The organism is Streptomyces coelicoflavus (genome assembly GCF_045041415.1).
Lineage (GTDB): Bacteria > Actinomycetota > Actinomycetes > Streptomycetales > Streptomycetaceae > Streptomyces > Streptomyces coelicoflavus.
In genome coordinates, this window is sequence record NZ_CP108218.1 from 4,923,801 (window position 1) to 4,941,634 (window position 17,834).

Annotated in this window: 13 protein-coding genes and 1 pseudogene; 11 read left to right on the plus strand and 3 right to left on the minus strand. The window is 72.3% G+C overall.

Features of this window, described 5'->3' with window-relative positions; all coding sequences use genetic code 11:
* The first annotated feature begins 86 nt into the window (after nt 1-86).
* A complete protein-coding gene (locus tag OHA99_RS21995) occupies nt 87-746 on the plus strand; it encodes a hypothetical protein (RefSeq protein ID WP_228126199.1) in 660 nt (219 codons plus the stop codon).
* 65 nt (nt 747-811) lie between these two features.
* On the opposite strand, the gene OHA99_RS22000 is transcribed toward OHA99_RS21995, so the two are convergent.
* Together OHA99_RS22000 and OHA99_RS22005 are read right to left on the minus strand one after the other, a co-directional pair.
* Nucleotides 812-1,345, minus strand: a complete 534-nt coding sequence (locus OHA99_RS22000; RefSeq protein WP_194280050.1) for an SHOCT domain-containing protein — start codon at nt 1,343-1,345, stop codon at nt 812-814.
* 170 nt (nt 1,346-1,515) lie between these two features.
* Nucleotides 1,516-3,261, minus strand: a complete 1,746-nt coding sequence (locus tag OHA99_RS22005) for a dolichyl-phosphate-mannose--protein mannosyltransferase (RefSeq protein WP_405697383.1) — start codon at nt 3,259-3,261, stop codon at nt 1,516-1,518.
* A 95-nt stretch (nt 3,262-3,356) separates the two neighbouring features.
* On the opposite strand from OHA99_RS22005, the gene rsmI reads away from it, so the two are divergent.
* The 9 genes from rsmI (at nt 3,357) to OHA99_RS22050 (ending at nt 15,603) form a co-directional block, all read left to right on the plus strand.
* Nucleotides 3,357-4,223, plus strand: a complete 867-nt coding sequence (gene rsmI / locus OHA99_RS22010; RefSeq protein WP_164245406.1) for a 16S rRNA (cytidine(1402)-2'-O)-methyltransferase — start codon at nt 3,357-3,359, stop codon at nt 4,221-4,223.
* 219 nt (nt 4,224-4,442) lie between these two features.
* Nucleotides 4,443-4,892, plus strand: coding sequence for a hypothetical protein (locus OHA99_RS22015; RefSeq protein WP_228126200.1), 450 nt, complete (start codon nt 4,443-4,445; stop codon nt 4,890-4,892).
* A 42-nt stretch (nt 4,893-4,934) separates the two neighbouring features.
* Nucleotides 4,935-5,825: a TatD family hydrolase gene (locus OHA99_RS22020; protein ID WP_165685746.1), complete on the plus strand. Its 891-nt coding sequence runs from the start codon at nt 4,935-4,937 to the stop codon at nt 5,823-5,825.
* 87 nt (nt 5,826-5,912) lie between these two features.
* Nucleotides 5,913-7,310 carry a ubiquitin-like domain-containing protein gene (locus tag OHA99_RS22025; RefSeq protein ID WP_405697385.1) on the plus strand — a complete coding sequence of 466 codons (1,398 nt, stop codon included), beginning with the start codon at nt 5,913-5,915 and terminating at the stop codon, nt 7,308-7,310.
* Nucleotides 7,311-7,880: 570 nt separating this feature from the next.
* Nucleotides 7,881-8,744 (plus strand): 16S rRNA (adenine(1518)-N(6)/adenine(1519)-N(6))-dimethyltransferase RsmA, encoded by an 864-nt coding sequence (rsmA, locus tag OHA99_RS22030; RefSeq protein WP_153179450.1) that lies wholly within the window; start codon nt 7,881-7,883, stop codon nt 8,742-8,744.
* A gap of 22 nt (nt 8,745-8,766) precedes the next feature.
* Nucleotides 8,767-9,666 carry a 4-(cytidine 5'-diphospho)-2-C-methyl-D-erythritol kinase gene (locus OHA99_RS22035; protein WP_153179451.1) on the plus strand — a complete coding sequence of 300 codons (900 nt, stop codon included), beginning with the start codon at nt 8,767-8,769 and terminating at the stop codon, nt 9,664-9,666.
* A gap of 57 nt (nt 9,667-9,723) precedes the next feature.
* Complete coding sequence (locus tag OHA99_RS22040; protein WP_405697387.1) at nt 9,724-11,538, plus strand: ABC-F family ATP-binding cassette domain-containing protein; 1,815 nt, start codon at nt 9,724-9,726, stop codon at nt 11,536-11,538.
* A gap of 263 nt (nt 11,539-11,801) precedes the next feature.
* Nucleotides 11,802-13,607: a PQQ-binding-like beta-propeller repeat protein gene (locus OHA99_RS22045; protein WP_381499075.1), complete on the plus strand. Its 1,806-nt coding sequence runs from the start codon at nt 11,802-11,804 to the stop codon at nt 13,605-13,607.
* Between the two features lie 106 nt (nt 13,608-13,713).
* Nucleotides 13,714-15,603: a PQQ-binding-like beta-propeller repeat protein gene (locus OHA99_RS22050; RefSeq protein ID WP_381499077.1), complete on the plus strand. Its 1,890-nt coding sequence runs from the start codon at nt 13,714-13,716 to the stop codon at nt 15,601-15,603.
* Between the two features lie 91 nt (nt 15,604-15,694).
* On the opposite strand, the pseudogene OHA99_RS22055 reads toward OHA99_RS22050, so the two are convergent.
* A pseudogene (locus OHA99_RS22055) lies at nt 15,695-16,923 on the minus strand (IS30 family transposase).
* Nucleotides 16,924-17,150: 227 nt separating this feature from the next.
* On the opposite strand from OHA99_RS22055, the gene OHA99_RS22060 reads away from it, so the two are divergent.
* Entirely contained in the window at nt 17,151-17,825 is a 675-nt protein-coding gene (locus tag OHA99_RS22060) for a response regulator transcription factor (protein WP_153179454.1), read from the plus strand.
* Nucleotides 17,826-17,834 lie beyond the last annotated feature (9 nt).

Sequence of the window (17,834 nt, forward strand, 5' to 3'; positions counted from 1 at the left end):
GGGAGTGCCATCTCACCCGTGAGGCGGACACGGTCCGCCGCAGCGGACGAAGCGCGGCCAGCAGGTCCAGGGCCAGCATGGACGCCATGACGACAGCGTCCGCTCCTCTCCTCGGCCCCGCACCCGCCCCCGCGCCCGTCTGGGCTCGTCGCGCCGCCCACGCCGTCGCGCTGTGCGCCGTCCCGTCCGGCCTGTGGCGCATCGCCATGGCGGCCGGTGTCCACGTGGGCTACAGCGACCAGGTGCTGCGCGACGTCTACGACATCCCGGGCTGGGGCATCGTCTACGTCGTCGGCCTCTCCGTCCTCGCCGAACTGGCCGCGCTCTTCCCGCTGCTGCTCGTCAGCGACCGGTGGCGGCCGCTGCGCCCCGGGGTCCTCGCCCCGCTGGCCTGGACCGCCTCGGGCGTCCTGGTCCTGATGGCGCTGTGGCAACTCGTGGTCGCCCTCACCGCCGAGAGCCAGACGTACCTGTCGAGCGGCACGGCACAGACCGTCTGGGGCTTCGCCTTCGCCCCGCTGTTCGCCATCCCCGCGCTGATGACCGCGGTGACCTGGTCGTACGCGAAGCGGCACCGGTGGGTGACGCCTTGGGCGGGACCGACCCGACCGGGCGGCGCCGCTTCGGCGGCTTCACCGCAGCGGCGCGTGTGCCCGGCTACACCCACGTGTCCAGCCACATCCTCGACCGCCACTCCTCCCTCGGGCCTCGGGATCGCCGTGCCCGTGTACAAGGGCCAGGAGTAGATCTTGAACTAGTCGGTGACGCCACTGCAGTGACGCCCCGCTTCACAAGCTTCGCGTCGACTGCCTTACATGCGGGCGAGGATCTCTGCCTTCTTGGTCGTGAACTCCTCCTCCGTGAGGATGCCGGCATCTCGCAGCTCCGCCAGCTGTCGCAGCTGCTCGACGGGTGTACTCGCCTGCGACGAGGGGGTCGCCGCCTGAACAGGTTGAGCGACAGCAGAAGACGCCTGGTCAGGGGCAGGGGCCTTTCCGAGCACCAAGTCGGTGAGTAGCGCCTTGATGCCAGGAGCCGAGTCATGCGGGACCCGGAACTCGATCGTGTTGCCCGAAGCCACCACCACCACCTTGGTGTACATCAGACCGTCCCGCTTGGCCACCACGCTGGAGATGCTCCTGATCGGAATCATCTCAGCGCCTGCGTCGGAGCTACGGACCCCCGTGGCCAGGAGCGATGCGCCACCGGTCAGGAAGCCCGCCGTGAGCTTCTTGGCGCTCATGCCGCGGCTTCGGGCCCACTCGACCCGGTCGTGATAGATGGCCACTTCGGCGTTCTTGCCTTCGATGTGGCTCTTGAAGGTCATCAGCGCATCGCTGGACATAGGGGTGCTCCTGAGTTCAGTACGGCGTGGTACATGCCGTCTGCAACTAGACACGCGCCGGTAGGTGAAGGTTGTACTAACTTCAGCGACGGATCCTCGGCCGCACTGACGACCAACAACGGCCATGGGGCCGCAGCGTTCCGCCGCGGCCCCATGAGACGTCCGCCCGGCTAGACCCACGTGTCCAGCCACATCCGCGCTCTCCACTCCTCCATCGGGATCGCCGTGCCCGTGTACAGGGGCCAGAAGTAGATGAAGTTCCACGCGATGAGCAGCACCAGGACGCCCGCTCCCGTCGCGCCCGCGACGCGGCGGGTGTCCGTGCAGCCCGGGCGGCCGATGATCGCCCCCAGGAGCATCGCCACCGCGAGGCAGAGGAACGGGACGAAGACGACGGCGTAGAAGATGAAGATCGTGCGCTCCTGGTACAGGAACCAGGGGAGGTAGCCGGCCGCGATGCCGCAGGCGATGGCGCCCGCGCGCCAGTCGCGGCGGAAGAACCAGCGCCACAGGACGTACAGCAGGGCGAAGCAGCCCACCCACCACAGGAGGGGCGTGCCCAGCGCCAGTACCTCGCGGGCGCACTTCTCGCCCGCGTCGACCGGGCAGCCGTCCGAGCCCGCCGACGGGGACTCGTAGAAGTAGGAGACCGGGCGGCCCAGGACGATCCAGCTCCACGGGTTCGACTGGTACGTGTGCGGCGACGTGAGGTGGGTGTGGAATTCGAGGACCTGGGTCTCGTAGTGCCACAGGCTGCGCCACCAGTCGGGGAAGAGCCACGACCAGGAGCTGTTCGCGCCGTCCTTCGTCGCCCAGTCGCGGTAGTAGCCGCCCGTGCCGTCGGAGGGAGAGAGGATCCAGCCGAGCCAGGAGAGGAGGTACGTCGCCAGGGCCACCGGGACCGTGGAGAGGAAGGCCCAGCCCAGGTCGTGGCGGAGTACCGCGCGGTAGGGGTGGTGGGCGCCCGCGACGCGGCGGGAGCCGACGTCCCACAGGACGGCCATCACGCAGAAGGCCGCCATGATGTAGAGGCCGTTCCACTTGGTGGCCGCCGCCAGGCCCAGCATCAGGCCCGCCGCCAGGCGCCACGGGCGCCACCCGAGCCGCAGGGTCTGCGCGACGTGCGCGTCGGGGCGGACGCGGCCGTCCTCGTCCACCGGGAGGGCGGCGGCGAGTCGGGCACGGGCTCTGTCGCGGTCGACGACCAGGCAGCCGAAGGCGGCCAGCACGAAGAACATCAGCACGCTGTCCAGCAGCGCGGTGCGGCTCATCACGAAGTGCAGGCCGTCCAGCGCCATCAGGCCGCCCGCCAGGCACCCCAGGAACGTGGAGCGGAACAGTCGACGGCCGATCCGGCACAGCAGCAGCACCGACAGGGTGCCCAGCAGCGCCGTCATGAAGCGCCAGCCGAACGGGTCGAAGCCGAACAGCAGCTCCCCGAGGCCGATGACGTACTTGCCGACCGGCGGGTGCACGACGTACGCGGCGTCGGCCGGGATCGGGACGTCGCCGCCCGAGTTCAGGATCAGGTCGTTGGCGTTCTTGTCCCAGTTGACCTCGAAACCGCGGTGGATCAGCGCCCACGCGTCCTTGGCGTAGTACGTCTCGTCGAATATCACCGCCTTCGGGCTGCCCAGGTTCCAGAACCGCAGCACGCCCGCGAGCAGCGCCACCAGCAGCGGCCCGCCCCACGCCGACCAGCGGACCATCCGGTCGGCGAGCGGCTTCGACAGGCCCAGGAACGCCCACAGGCGCGGACTCGGGCTCGTGTACGGCGGCACCAGCCGGTCGCGGACGTCGTCGGCCGCGGGCCCCGCCGTGTAGCCGAAGCGGCGCAGCCGCTGCTGCCAGGTGGGCCGCTCGTCGTGCGGGGCCTGGCCCTGCCGGGTGTCCGTGGAGGACGCGGTACTGGTCACCGCGCCATCGTAGGGAACCGCGCTGTGCACGTCCCGCGCATGGGCCTCCCGGTGCGGATACGTCCCCCTCCATGGCGGCCTGGGAGGATGGGGGCGTGACTGGAACCCTTGTACTCGCGGGCACCCCCATCGGCGACGTCCAGGACGCCCCGCCCCGGCTCGCCGCGGAACTGGCCGGTGCGGACGTCGTCGCCGCCGAGGACACCCGGCGGCTGCGCCGGCTCACCCAGGCGCTCGGCGTCGCGCCCGCGGGGCGTGTCGTGTCGTACTTCGAGGGCAACGAGTCCGCCCGTACGCCCGAGCTGGTGGAGGAGCTGGCCGGGGGAGCGCGGGTGCTGCTGGTCACCGACGCCGGGATGCCGTCGGTGTCCGACCCCGGGTACCGGCTGGTCGCCGCCGCCGTCGAGCGGGGGGTCCGCGTCACCGCCGTACCCGGGCCGTCGGCCGTGCTGACCGCGCTCGCCCTGTCGGGGCTGCCGGTCGACCGGTTCTGCTTCGAGGGCTTCCTGCCCCGCAAGGCCGGCGAGCGGCTGACCCGGCTGCGCGAGGTCGCCGAGGAGCGCCGGACCCTCGTCTACTTCGAGGCCCCGCACCGTCTCGACGACACCCTCGCCGCCATGGCCGAGGTGTTCGGCACCGACCGGCGGGCCGCCGTCTGCCGGGAGCTGACCAAGACGTACGAGGAGGTCAGGCGCGGAGGGCTGGGGGAGCTGGCCGCGTGGGCCGGTGAAGGGGTGCGGGGCGAGATCACCGTCGTCGTCGAGGGGGCGCCGGACAAGGGGGCCGAGGAGGTCGACGCCGGGGAGCTGGTGCGCCGGGTGCGGGTGCGCGAGGAGGCGGGGGAGCGGCGCAAGGAGGCGATCGCGGCGGTGGCGGCCCAGGTGGGCGTGCCCAAGCGGGAGGTGTTCGACGCGGTGGTGGCCGCGAAGAACGCGGAGAAGGGCGCGGAGAAGAACGCCTGAGACTGGTGCCTGAGAAGGCCGCCTGGGAAGAACGGGGGAATCCGAAGGGCTCGGCTTGACCCTGGGTGCCGTGCTCTTGACCCGCCGCTGACCTTGCGGGGACTCCCGCCAAGCGCAGCCCAAATCGGCCCAAATACTCGGCAGTACCTGGTGCTTTCCGGTCGGTGGAGGAGTCCACTGGAGAAAGGAACGGAACGAACCGAAGGAGCCGGGATGAGCATGAGTGAGAGCGCCGTGCGGACCGGAGTGCGTGCCGGTGCCACCGCCGTCGTCCACGAGTCGTACTCCTTCGCCTGCATGCGGTGCGGGCACGGCTGGGAGCAGTCGTTCGAGATCGAGCACCACACGGACGCCGACGGCCACGAGTTCGTGCTCTATGTGGTGGACGGCCGCGTCGTGCCTTCTCCGCTGACCCGGCCGACCTGCGCCACCTGCGACAACCACGTCGTGCGGATCATGCGCCCGGGCCGGGTCGCCTCGGTGCGCGGCACCACCCACAGTGCCCGCCGCGTACCGCCCGCCGGACCGCTCGAGGTGCCCCTGGTGCCGCGGCCGTCGCAGGTGCCCGAGGCGCCCGGACCGGGGGCGCCGGGGCTCGGCGCCGGGCACCGGCCGTGGCACCTGACCGACCTGCTGCACGCCCTCCACCTCCACCGCAAGGCCGACTAGCCGACTCCTCGGGGCGCGCGGAGCCTTTCGTAGGATCGGGGCATGCCTTCGAACGCCTCGGGCCGGTCCGACAAGGACGCCGCGCCCCCGCTCCCCGAGCCCCTGCGGGTACCGGTCGCCGACTCGCACACCCACCTCGACATGCAGTCCGGCACGGTGGACGAGGCGCTCGCCAAGGCCGCCTCCGTAGGTGTCACGACCGTCGTCCAGGTCGGCTGCGACCTCGCCGGGTCCCGCTGGGCCGCCGAGACCGCCGCCGCCCACGACGCCGTCCACGCCACCGTCGCCCTGCACCCCAACGAGGCGCCGCGCATCGTCCACGGCGACCCCGACGGGTGGTCGCGGCAGGGGGCGCGGCAGGCCGGCGGGGACGCGGCGCTCGACGACGCCCTCGCCGAGATCGACCGGCTCGCGGCACTTCCGCAGGTCAGGGGCGTCGGAGAGACGGGTCTCGACTACTTCCGTACCGGTCCCGAGGGCAAGGAGGCCCAGGAGCGGTCCTTCCGCGCCCACATCGAGATCGCCAAGCGGCACGGCAAGACCCTCGTCATCCACGACCGCGACGCCCACACCGACGTGCTGCGCGTCCTCAAGGAGGAGGGCGCTCCGGAGCGCACCGTCTTCCACTGCTACTCCGGCGACGCCGAGATGGCCGAGGTCTGCGCGCGTGCCGGGTACTACATGTCCTTCGCCGGCAACGTCACCTTCAAGAACGCCCAGAACCTGCGCGACGCCCTCGCCGTGGCCCCGGCGGAGCTGGTCCTGGTGGAGACCGACGCGCCGTTCCTGACGCCGGTGCCCTACCGGGGGCGGCCGAACGCGCCCTACCTGGTGCCGGTCACGGTGCGGGCCATGGCGGACGTACGGGGCGTCGACGAGGACACCCTGGCGACCGCCCTCGCCGCGAACACGGCCCGCGCCTTCGGCTACTGACACGCTGGGTAGTCGCGCCGCTTGGGAGAGTGACCGGCCCTCCGCTAGGTTCTGGGGGCCCGATCGGGACCCCTGGAGCGTGTGGGCGTGAGCAGAACGCAGTTCGAGCCGGCAGAGGCGTACGAGGCGTACGGGCCGTACGAGGCGTATGGAGCGTACGGGGCTTACGAGGAACTCGCGCCGTACGACGTGCACAGCGCGCCGACCCTGCCGTACGGGTACGGCGACTCGTACCGGCCCCCGCCGCCCATCCACGACGGCCACGACGGCCACGACGGCCACGACGTCCAAGACGTCCAAGACGTCCACGAGCCGACCGCGCCCGCGCTGCCCCGGCAGAACGACGGGCGCGCCGAGCGCCGGCGCCGGGCGCGGTGCGCGGGGCGCGCGGAGGGCTCCTCCCTGCGCCGGCTGCTGCCGCGGGCGCTGGTCGTGGTGTTCCTCGCGGGCGGCACCACCGCCTTCGTCGCCAAGGACAAGGCCGTCGAGCTGACCGTCGACGGCACCCCGCGCACGCTGCACACCTTCGCCGACGACGTGACCGAGCTGCTCGCCGAGGAAGGCGTCCAGGTGGGCGCCCACGACGTGATCGAACCCGCCCCCGGCGCCCCGCTGACCAGCGGCGAGGACGTCACCGTCCGCCACGGACGGCCCGTGCTCCTCACCCTCGACGGCCACCGGCGCCAGGTGTGGACGACCGCGGAGACGGTGGAGGGGGCGCTGCGGCGGCTCGGCGTACGGACCCAGGGCGCACACCTGTCCACCGAACCCTCCCGGCGCATCGGCCGCGAGGGCCTCGCCCTGGTGGTGCGCACCGAGCGGGTGGTGACCGTCATGGCGGACGGCCGGACCCGCACCGTCCGCACCAACGCCGCGACCGTCGGGGAGGTGGTCGAGGAGGCCGGGGTCACCCTGCGGGGCGAGGACACCACGTCCGTTCCCGCGAGCGCCTTCCCGCGCGACGGGCAGACCGTCACGGTGCTGCGGATCACCGGGGCCCGGGAGGTCCGCGAGGACCCGATCCCCTTCGACGAGCGCCGGGACGAGGACGCCACCCTCTACCGGGGTGCCGAGGTCGTCGAGCAGGCGGGCCGGCCCGGACTGCGCCGCACCACGTACGCCCTGCGCACCGTCAACGGCGTCCGGCAGAAGCCGCGCCGCCTCGGCACCGAGGTGGTGCGCGAGCCCAGCCCGCGCATCGTGCGGGTCGGCACCCGGCCCCGGCCGGCCTCCGTCCACGGCGCCGACAGCCTGAACTGGCAGGCCCTGGCCGCCTGCGAGTCCGGCGGCCGCCCGGACGCCGTCGACCCCTCGGGGACGTACGGCGGGCTCTACCAGTTCGACACCGGCACCTGGCAGGCCCTCGGCGGCGAGGGCCGCCCCCAGGACGCGTCGGCCGCGGAGCAGACGTACCGGGCACAGAAGCTGTACGTCCGCAGCGGCGCGAGTGCCTGGCCACACTGCGGCACCCGACTGAGCGGCTGAGCCCGCCCGCAGGGCCCGGCTACGGGGGCGAGGCTGCCCGCGGGGCCCGGTCGCGTGGGTGAGGGTGCTCGTCCTGTGCGCGGCCACGGGGCCGTCCGTGGTGCCGGCCGAGGGCATTTGAGGCCGTCCGCGGCGTCCGGCCGAGGGCACGGGGCCGCTTGCGGGGCCTGGTTGTGTGGCTGGGCCGTCCGTCCCGGGTGCGGGCCCAGGGCCGTCCGCGGCGCCCGACTGCGGGCTGAGCCCGCCCGCAGGGCCCGGCTACGGGGGCGAGGCTGCCCGCGGGGCCCGGTCGCGTGGGTGAGGGTGCTCGTCCTGTGCGCGGCCACGGGGCCGTCCGTGGTGCCGGCCGAGGGCGTATGAGGCCGTCCGCGGCGTCCGGCCGAGGGCACGGAGCCGCTTGCGGGGCCTGGCTGTGTGGCTGGGCCGTCCGTCCCGGGTGCGGGCCTGGGGCCGTCCTTGGTGCTCGGCGGAGGGCACGATGCAGTCCGCGGCGCCTGACTGCGAGCCGAAGCCGCCCGCAGGGCACGGCTGCGGGCCGGAGCCCCAGGCGCCCCCGGCTACCCTTGGCGGGTGAGCAGCCCCGCCCCCGACGCCCTTCTGGGTCCCGCCGACGTCCGCGAACTCGCGGCGGCCCTCGGCGTGCGCCCCACCAAGCAGCGCGGTCAGAACTTCGTCATCGACGCGAACACGGTCCGCCGTATCGTCCGCACCGCCGAGGTACGCCCCGACGACGTGGTGGTCGAGGTGGGACCGGGTCTCGGCTCGCTCACCCTGGCCCTGCTGGAGGCCGCCGACCGGGTCACCGCCGTCGAGATCGACGACGTACTCGCCGGCGCCCTGCCCGCCACCGTCGCCGCCCGCATGCCGGAGCGCGCCGACCGGTTCGCCCTCGTGCACTCCGACGCGATGCACGTCACCGAGCTGCCGGGCCCCGCCCCGACCGCGCTGGTCGCGAACCTCCCGTACAACGTCGCCGTGCCCGTCCTCCTCCACATGCTCGACACCTTCCCGGGCATCGAGCGGACCCTCGTCATGGTGCAGAAGGAGGTCGCCGACCGGCTCGCCGCCGGGCCCGGCTCGAAGGTGTACGGCGTGCCGTCCGTGAAGGCGAACTGGTACGCGGAGGTCAAGCGGGCCGGTTCCATCGGCCGCAACGTCTTCTGGCCCGCGCCGAACGTCGACAGCGGGCTCGTGTCACTCGTCCGGCGGACCGAGCCGCTGAAGACCACCGCGTCCAAGGCCGAGGTCTTCGCCGTCGTCGACGCCGCCTTCGCCCAGCGCCGCAAGACCCTGCGGGCCGCGCTCGCCGGATGGGCGGGGTCGGCCGCCGCCGCCGAGGCCGCCCTCGTCGGCGCGGGGGTGTCGCCGCAGGCGCGCGGAGAGGCGCTGACCGTGGAAGAGTTCGCGCGTATCGCCGAGCACAAGCAGCAGTAGGGAATCAGGGAGTGACGAGCAAGTGAGCGTGACGGTCCGCGTCCCCGCCAAGGTCAACGTGCAGCTCGCGGTCGGCGCCGCCCGCCCCGACGGCTTCCACGACCTCGCCAACGTCTTCCTCGCCGTCTCCCTCTACGACGAGATCACCGCCACCCCGGCCGCCGACGGGCTCCGCGTCACCTGCGAGGGGCCCGACGCCGACCAGGTCCCGCTGGACCGCACCAACCTCGCCGCCCGCGCGGCCGAGGCGCTGGCCGCGCGGTACGGCCGCGCACCCGACGTCCACCTCCACATCGCCAAGGACATCCCCGTCGCCGGCGGCATGGCGGGCGGCAGTGCCGACGGCGCGGGCGCACTCCTCGCCTGCGACGCCCTGTGGGGCACCGGCGCCTCCCGCGAGGAGCTGCTCGAGATCTGCTCCGAGCTGGGCAGCGACGTGCCGTTCAGCCTGGTCGGCGGGGCCGCGCTGGGCACCGGGCGGGGGGAACGGCTGGCGGAGCTGGAGGTGGGGGGCGACTTCCACTGGGTGTTCGCGCTGGCCGCGCGGGGGCTGTCGACGCCGGCCGTCTTCCGCGAGTTCGACCGGCTGGGCGAGGGCCTGGACATTCCCGAGCCGGCCGCCGACCAGGCGGTGCTCGACGCCCTCGCCAAGGGTGACGCCGCCGCGCTCGCCGTCGCCCTCACCAACGACCTCCAGCCCGCCGCGCTCTCCCTCTTCCCCGAGCTGTCCGACACCCTCGCGGCGGGCCGGGCGGCGGGAGCGCTGGCGGCCCTGGTCTCCGGCTCGGGCCCGACCACGGCCTTCCTCGCGACCGACGCCAAGTCCGCGTCCGACATCGCCGGGGTGCTGCGGGCGTCGGGGACCTGCCGCGACGTGCGTACGGCATCCGGAGCGGTGCCGGGGGCGACCGTCCTGGACTGAGGCCCACGGCGGCCGGACTACCCTGGAGGGTCGAGTGATCCCCCAGGCAGGAGAGAAATGGCCGTCAATCTGGTCAATGTCGAGAACGTCAGCAAGGTGTACGGCACCCGTGCACTCCTCGACGGCGTCTCCCTCGGCGTCTCCGAGGGGGACCGCATCGGTGTCGTCGGGCGCAACGGCGACGGCAAGACGACCATGATCCGGATGCTGGCCAGGCTGGAGGAGCCCGACACCGGGCGGGTCACCCACTCCGGCGGGCTGCGGCTCGGCGTGCTCACCCAGCACGACTCCCTCGACCCCGCCGCCACCGTCCGGCACGAGGTCATCGGCGACATGGCCGACCACGAGTGGGCGGGCAACGCCAAGGTCCGGGACGTGCTGACCGGGCTGTTCGGCGGGCTCGACATGCCGGGGTTCCCGCAGGGCCTCGACACCGTCATCGGACCGCTCTCCGGCGGCGAGCGGCGCCGGATCGCGCTGGCCAAGCTGCTCATCGAGGAGCAGGACCTCGTCGTCCTCGACGAGCCCACCAACCACCTCGACGTCGAGGGCATCGCCTGGCTCGCCAAGCACCTGCGCGAGCGGCGCTCCGCGCTCGTGTGCGTCACCCACGACCGGTGGTTCCTCGACCAGGTCTGCACCCGCATGTGGGACGTGCAGAAGGGCGACGTCTACGAGTACGAGGGCGGCTACTCCGACTACGTCTTCGCCCGCGCCGAGCGCGAGCGCATCGCCGCCACCGAGGAGACCAAGCGGCAGAACCTGGTCCGCAAGGAGCTGGCCTGGCTGCGGCGCGGGGCGCCCGCGCGGACGTCCAAGCCCCGCTTCCGCGTCGAGGCCGCCAACGAGCTGATCGCCGACGTGCCGCCGCCCCGGGACAGCAGCGAGCTGATGAAGTTCGCCTCCTCACGGCTCGGCAAGACCGTGTTCGACCTGGAGGACGTCACCGTCCAGGCCGGTCCCAAGGTGCTGCTCAAGCACGTCACCTGGCAGCTCGGCCCCGGCGACCGCATCGGCCTGGTCGGGGTCAACGGCGCCGGCAAGACCTCCCTGCTGCGCGCCATGGCCGAGGCCGCCCGCAGCGACGGCGAGCGGCAGCCGGCGGGCGGGCAGGTGAAGGTCGGCAGGACCGTCAAGCTCGCGTACCTGTCGCAGGAGGTCGCCGAGCTGGACCCCGACTGGCGGGTACTGGAGGCCGTGCAGCGCGTCCGCGAGCGCGTCGACCTCGGCAAGGGCCGCGAGATGACCGCCGGACAGCTGTGCGAGACCTTCGGCTTCGGCAAGGAGAAGCAGTGGACGCCGGTCGGCGACCTGTCCGGCGGTGAGCGGCGGCGGCTCCAGCTGCTGCGGCTCCTCATGGACGAGCCCAACGTCCTCTTCCTCGACGAGCCCACCAACGACCTCGACATCGAGACCCTGACCCAGCTCGAGGACGTCCTCGACGGCTGGCCCGGCTCGATGGTCGTCATCTCCCACGACCGGTTCTTCGTCGAGCGGACCACCGACCGCGTCTTCGCGCTCCTCGGCGACGGCGCGCTGCGCATGCTGCCGCGCGGCATCGACGAGTACCTGGAGCGACGCCGCCGCATGGAGGAGTCCGCCGCGTCCAGCGCCCCGGCCGTGGCGGCCAAGCCCGCCGCCGCCGTGCCCGAGAAGAGCGCCGCCGACGTGCGCGCCGCCAAGAAGGAACTCCAGAAGATCGAGCGCCAGCTGGACAAGGTCTCCGAGAAGGAGACCAAGCTGCACGCCCAAATCGCGGAGAACGCCACGGACTTCGCGAAGGTGGCCGAACTGGACGCCGAGCTGCGCGAGCTGACCGGACAGCGCGACGAGCTGGAGATGCGCTGGCTGGAACTGGCCGAGGACGCCTGAGCTTCCTGCGTGCGGGGGGCGCGGGTGGTGTAAAGGCGGCGTGAAGGCGCGTAACGGAGGCATCACGGGCCGGTCCGCCCTTGGGAACAGGGGTGGACGCGGCCCGGTGGGGGGTTGGCCGCGGGTGATAGAAAGGCCGTCCGAGGACTGTCCGAGCACGGTCCTAGGCAGTGTGAACCATCGCCTTTGACGACTCCGGGGCCAGCGCGTGACCCGGGGCGTGGCTAAAAATCAGTGAGTGAGCAATAAGGGGGAACGCGCTGATGAGCCAGCCGCCGAATCAGCCGCCGCAGCCGGGTGGCTTCGGAGCACCGCAGGACCCGCCTCCGGGAGGTTTCGGAGCGCCGCAGAACCCGCCTCCGGGCGGCTTCGGGGCACCGACCCCGCCGCCCCCGCAGGGACCGCCGTCCGGCCCGCCGCCGCAGCAGCCGGGCTACGGCTATCCGCAGCAGCCGGGACAGCCCGGCCAGCCCGGGCCGTACGGCCAGCAGCCCGGACCGTACAACTCCGGCCCGTACGCCCAGCCGCAGCAGCCCGGGCCGTACGGCCAGCAGCCCGGCTACGGCTACCCGCAGCAGCAGTACCCCGGCGCCCCCGGTACCCCGCCGCCCGGCGGCCCGGGGTCGCGCAACCCCTTCAAGGGCAAGCCCGCCCTCGTGATCGGTGCCGCCGTCGCGGCCCTGCTCGTCATCGGCGGCAGCGTGTGGGCGGTCACCGCGAGCGGCGGCGACGACAAGGACAAGAAGCCCGTCGCGGGCAAGAGCGACGACCCCAAGCCCACCGGCTCCAAGAGCGGCGCCCCGGTCAACCCCGGTGACGGCGGCGGCGACGGCGGCGAGGACCCCGAGAACCTCAACGAGGGCCGCCAGGCCGGCGAGTCCAAGGTGCTCTGGTACAAGGAAGCGCCCGACGCCCCCGGTTCCGGCGCCGACGCCGACGGCATGTGGATCACCGACAAGGCCGCGGTGAAGGCGGCCTACAAGCAGGTCTTCGCCTACAACGTCGGGGACGGCAAGCCCACCTGGGAGCCGGTCACCTTCCCGGAGAAGATCTGCTCGGTCACCCCCGAGAAGACGGCCGCGGACAAGATCGTCGTCGCGTACATGAGCGGCTCCAGCGACCGCGCCAAGTGCAACCAGCTCCAGGAGATCGACCTCGCCACCGGCGAGAAGGGCTGGTCGGAGAAGGTCGCCGAGGGTGACCTCTTCGACTCCACCCTCTCCCTCGAACTCTCGCTCAGCGGCGACGTCATGATGGTCGGCCGCTCCCAGTCCGGCACCGCCTACGACGTCCGCAGCGGCAAGAAGCTGTACGAGAAGAAGAAGTACGGCGACGCCTGCTTCCCCGCCGGGTTCGCGGGCAGCGCGAAGAAGCTCGTCCAGGTCGCCTCCTGCGGCGCCGGCGGCAACAACGCGCACGACGAGCTCCAGGGGCTCGACCCGAAGACCGGCAAGGTCCTGTGGACCTACAAGTACGAGAAGGGCTGGCGGATCGCCCGCGCCTACTCCGTCGACCCGCTCGTCGTCTACGCCACCAACGAGGACAAGAAGGTCTGGAACATCTCCTCGTTCACCGCGAAGGGCAAGGTCCAGGAACAGGTCGGCGTCGACGAGGACTTCGCCCCCGAGTGCGGCTGGGCCATCCTCGAACGCGACCTCCAGGGCTGCTCGGGCGTGGCCGTCGCCGGGAACACCCTCTACCTGCCGACCAAGGCGACGAGCGGCGCCAACGAGATCGTCGCGATCGACCTCGCCAGCGGCAAGGAGAAGTGGCGCACCAAGTCCCCGGCGGACGAGTCGATGACTCCGGTCAAGATCGAGGACGACCAGCTCATCGCGTACGTCCAGCCGTCCTACGACGCCGGCGGCCAGATCGTGTCCATCCCGACCGGCGGCAGCGACCACAAGCCGTCCAAGCTGCTCCAGAACCCGCAGGGCGTCGCGGACATCGAGAACGGCTTCTACTCCAAGGACATCGACTGGGTCGACGGGCGGTTCTTCATCTCCACCACCCGTCTGAACGGAAACGACGAGTCGAAGGAGAAGTTGATGCTCGCCTACGGCAAGTGACCTCTTCTCCGGCCGATTCCCTGGCCGATTCCCCGGCCGCCGCTCCGGGCGCGCTCCCGCGGCCCGTTCCGTCCCCGTCGTCTCCGCTCACCGAGGTGCTCACGTCATGACCCAGCCGCCGCCCCCGCCGCCCCACCAGCCCCCGCAGGGGGGCGGCTTCGGCCCGCCGCAGCAGCCGCAGCAGCCGCAGCAGCCGCCCACGCCGCCCTCCGGGCCCGACCTGGGCAAGGCTCCCCAGCAGCCGGGCTACGGCTACCCGCAGACACCCCCGGCCCCGCCGGCCCCGCCCGCGGGACCGCCGCCCCAGCAGCCGGGCTACGGCTACCCGCAGACGCCGCCCCAGCCCCAGCCGGGGTACGGCTACCCCGGTCAGCAGCCGGGACAGCCCGGTCAGCCGGGACCGTACGGGCAGCCGACGCCGCCCTACGGCCAGCCGGGGCAGCCCGTCCAGCCGGGACAGCCCGGCTACGGCTACCAGCCCCAGACGATGCCCATGCAGCCCCAGGCCGGGGGCGGCCCGGGCGGTGGCGGCCGGAAGATCAACGCCCAGGTCGCGATCATCGTCGCGGCCGTCGTCGCGATCGCGCTGATCATCGGCGGCGGGGTCTGGTACGCCGGTTCCTCCGGCAAGGACGACGGCAAGAAGGACACCGCCGGCACCAGTGGCGGCAAGGGCGGCGACGGCGGTACGGACCAGAAGGGCGGCGACGGCGGCACGTCCTCCGGTGCCGTGGAGAAGGCGCCCTCCGACCCCGCCGCCAAGGTACTCTTCCAGGTCCCCATGCCCGCGGTCACCAAGGACGACGGCACCGCCGACGTCTCCGGCTCCTGGCTCACCGACAAGGTGTACGCCAAGAGCGGTATCGCCGAGGTCGTCGGCTACGACCCCGACAAGGGCAGCAAGAAGTGGACGATCAAGCTGGAAGGCCCCGTCTGCGCCGTCACCCCGCGCGTCACCGACGACAACAAGACGGTGATCGTCTACGAGTCCGAGATGCCGACCAAGGCGGAGCCCGCCCACGGCTGCAGCCAGGTCGCCGTCCTCGACCTGGACGCCGGGAAGAAGGTCTGGACGAAGACCGCCGGCGAGGGGCCCATCGACTTCGACAACGTCACGATCAGCGGTGACACCGTCGCCGCGGGCAGCTCCGACGGCGGTGTCGCCTTCGACATCGCCAAGGGCGACATCCTCTGGTCCCCGAAGCCGGCCGACACCTGCTACGACGCGGGCTACGGCGGCGGCGAGAAGCTGGTCGCCGTGCGCAAGTGCGGTACGTACGACGCGCGGCAGCTGAACATCCAGACCATCGACCCCAAGAGCGGGAAGGTGCTCTCCGAGTACAAGATGGCCAAGGGCATCGACTACGCGGCCGTCGTGTCGACCAACCCGCTGGTCGTGGCCGCCGACGTCGGCGACTCCGCCGGTGACGGCAGCGGCATCTCGGACTTCTTCTCCATCGACAACAAGACCGGCAAGCTGCTCACCCGCATTTCGGCGCCCGGCGACCAGTTCGCCGCCCGCTGCGACAGCATCACCAAGCCCGAGAGCTGCAAGGGGCTGGCGGCCGGCAACGGCAAGCTCTACATCGCCACCGAGGAGCACGAGGGCGGCGGCGAGTCGTACAGCCGGGCCAACGAGGTCGTCGCCTTCGACCTGGCCACCGGCAAGCAGACCGGCCAGCGCGCGGACTCCGGCGACGACTACACGATCACCCCGCTGCGCATGGACGGCGGCAACGTGATCGCCTACAAGCGCCCGCCCTACGACAAGGGCGGCCAGATCGTGAGCATCGACGGCGCCACGTTCAAGCAGACGACGCTGCTGGAGAACCCGGCGACGGAGGCGGTGCGGGACGTCGAGTCCAGCATGTCGCCGGACTACTCCGAGGTGATCTACGCGCAGGGGCACCTGTACATGTCCGAGGTGTACGCCAGCGAGCGGAGCAGCTCGGACGAGAAGGAGTACCTGGCGATCGGCTTCGGCACCAGCGGCTGACGCCGACGCCGTCGCCGACGTCGTCGCCCGGGTGACCGTTCCGGCCCCGCCCCCTGTCGGGCAGATTCCAGGGATCGTCGCAACACAGTGATCAACTGGTTGTCGCCAGGAGCTTAGCGAGGCGCTCGGCTGGGGTTTCCCAGCCGAGCGTCTTTCGCGGTCTGGCGTTGAGCTCGGCCGCGACCGTGTCGAGGTCCTCGCGGCTGTGCTGGGCGAGGTTGGTGCCCTTGGGGAAGTACTGCCGGAGCAGGCCGTTGGTGTTTTCGTTCGAGCCGCGCTGCCAGGGACTGCCGGGGTTGCAGAAGTAGACCGGCATGTCGGTTGCCGTGGAGAAGACGTGGTGGCTGGCCATCTCGTTGCCCTGGTCCCACGTCAGCGACCGCCGCAGGTGGGGCGGAAGTTGGGCGACGGTCTCGGCCAGGGCCTTGTGAAAGTGCTCGGCTTGGTGGCCGTCCGGCAGGTGGACCAGCATGACGTACCGGGTGGCGCGTTCGACCAGGGTGCCGATCGCGGACTTGTGCCGGGCGCCGACGATGAGGTCCCCCTCCCAGTGCCCGGGGACGGCACGGTCGGCGGCCTCGGCCGGCCGGTCGCTGATCATCAGCATGTTGCCGGTGAACCGCGGCTGGCGCTTGGCGGCCTGGCGGTGCGGCCTGCGGCGGACCCGCCCAGAACGCAGGGCCCGGGTCAGTTCTCGCCGAAGTTCTCCGCGGCCCTGGACGTAGAGGGCCTGGTAGATCGTCTCGTGGACCACGTGCATCTCCGGCCGGTCAGGGAAGCGTCTGCGCAGAGCGTGGCAGATCTGCTCCGGGCTCCAGCGCTTGGTGAGATGGTCCTGGATGAAGTCTCGCAGCTCCGGGTTCTGGCCGATCCTGCCCGGCTTGGGACGTGGCCGGCGGGCGTCGGCCCGCCGCTGGGCCGCGTGGGGCCGGTAGTACCAGCGGCCGTCTGGCAGGACGCTGCGGTTGCGCCGGATCTCGCGGCTGATCGTGGACGGGCTGCGGCCCAGCTCCGCCGCGATGGCGCGGACGGTGGCCTTCTCCCGTACCCGGTCGGCTATGTGGATTCGTTCGGTTTCCGTCAGAAAACGCGAAGGAGCGCCCGAGGCCACCCGCACGATGTGCGCAGGTGGCCTCGGGCGCTTTTGCGTCCTTCGGGCCGGCCGTTCCTCCACTCGCGGCCGGTCCGGATGTTGATGCCGACGAGCTTGCTCGCCTCTTTGTTGCTGTAGCCCAGGTCCACGAGCCGGAAGTATTCCTCCCGCTCACGCCGGAGCTTCGCCCCCCTGGTCTGCTTGTCCTTCCGGATCTCGAAGCCCATCGAGCACCCCTTCAAGCTGGGGTGTTGCAACGACCACTAGAACGGAAGTCGCAGGGGGGCGGGGCCGGCCGCGTCGCGGGAGGGTGCCGCGGGGGATTTCGGTGCTCCGGGACGGTTCTCGCCGGTAGGGGCAGCGCGCGGGCGGCCCAGCGTGTAGCTTCCGGGGACATGCCGGGGGCATGCCGGGGGCATGCCGGGGTGGGACAGAGTGACTGGGGGGTTGCTCCATGGGAGTACGGCTCATGGTGGTCGACGATCACCGTTTGCACGCCGAGGCGCTGGCCTCGGCACTGAAGCTGCGGGGACACCGGGTGCTGGCCGCGGCGGCACCGGCCGCGGGCGCGGCGGAGCTGGTCATCAGCAGGGCACCCGAGGTCTGCCTGCTGGGGACCGCGGCACCGGCCGAGCCGGGGATCTTCGACCCGGTGGCCCGGATCAAGCGGGAGCGTCCGCAGGTGGCCGTACTGGTGCTGGGACCGGTGCCGAGCCCGCGCGGCATCGCGGCGGCGTTCGCCGCGGGGGCGTCGGGGTACGTACGGCACGACGAGCGCATAGAGGGCGTCGAGCGGGCGATCATGAAGGCGCGGGCCGGGGAGGCGGCGGTGGCGCCGGCGTTGCTGCAGGGGGCCTTCGGCGAGCTGCTGAACCCGGCGGCCCAGCCCGACGACGAGGGACAGCGGCTGCTGCAGATGCTGACACCGAGGGAGGTGGAGGTGCTGGTACGGGTCGCGGACGGCGAGGACACCCGCCTGATCGCGGCCGGCATGGGCATCGCCCCGTCCACGGCCCGCACCCACGTCCAGCGCGTCCTGATGAAACTGGGCGTCGGCTCCCGCCTGGAGGCAGCAGCCCTGGCCGCCCGCACCGGCCTGCTGGACCGGGCAGCCTCCACCCCGTCGTAACTGCGGGCA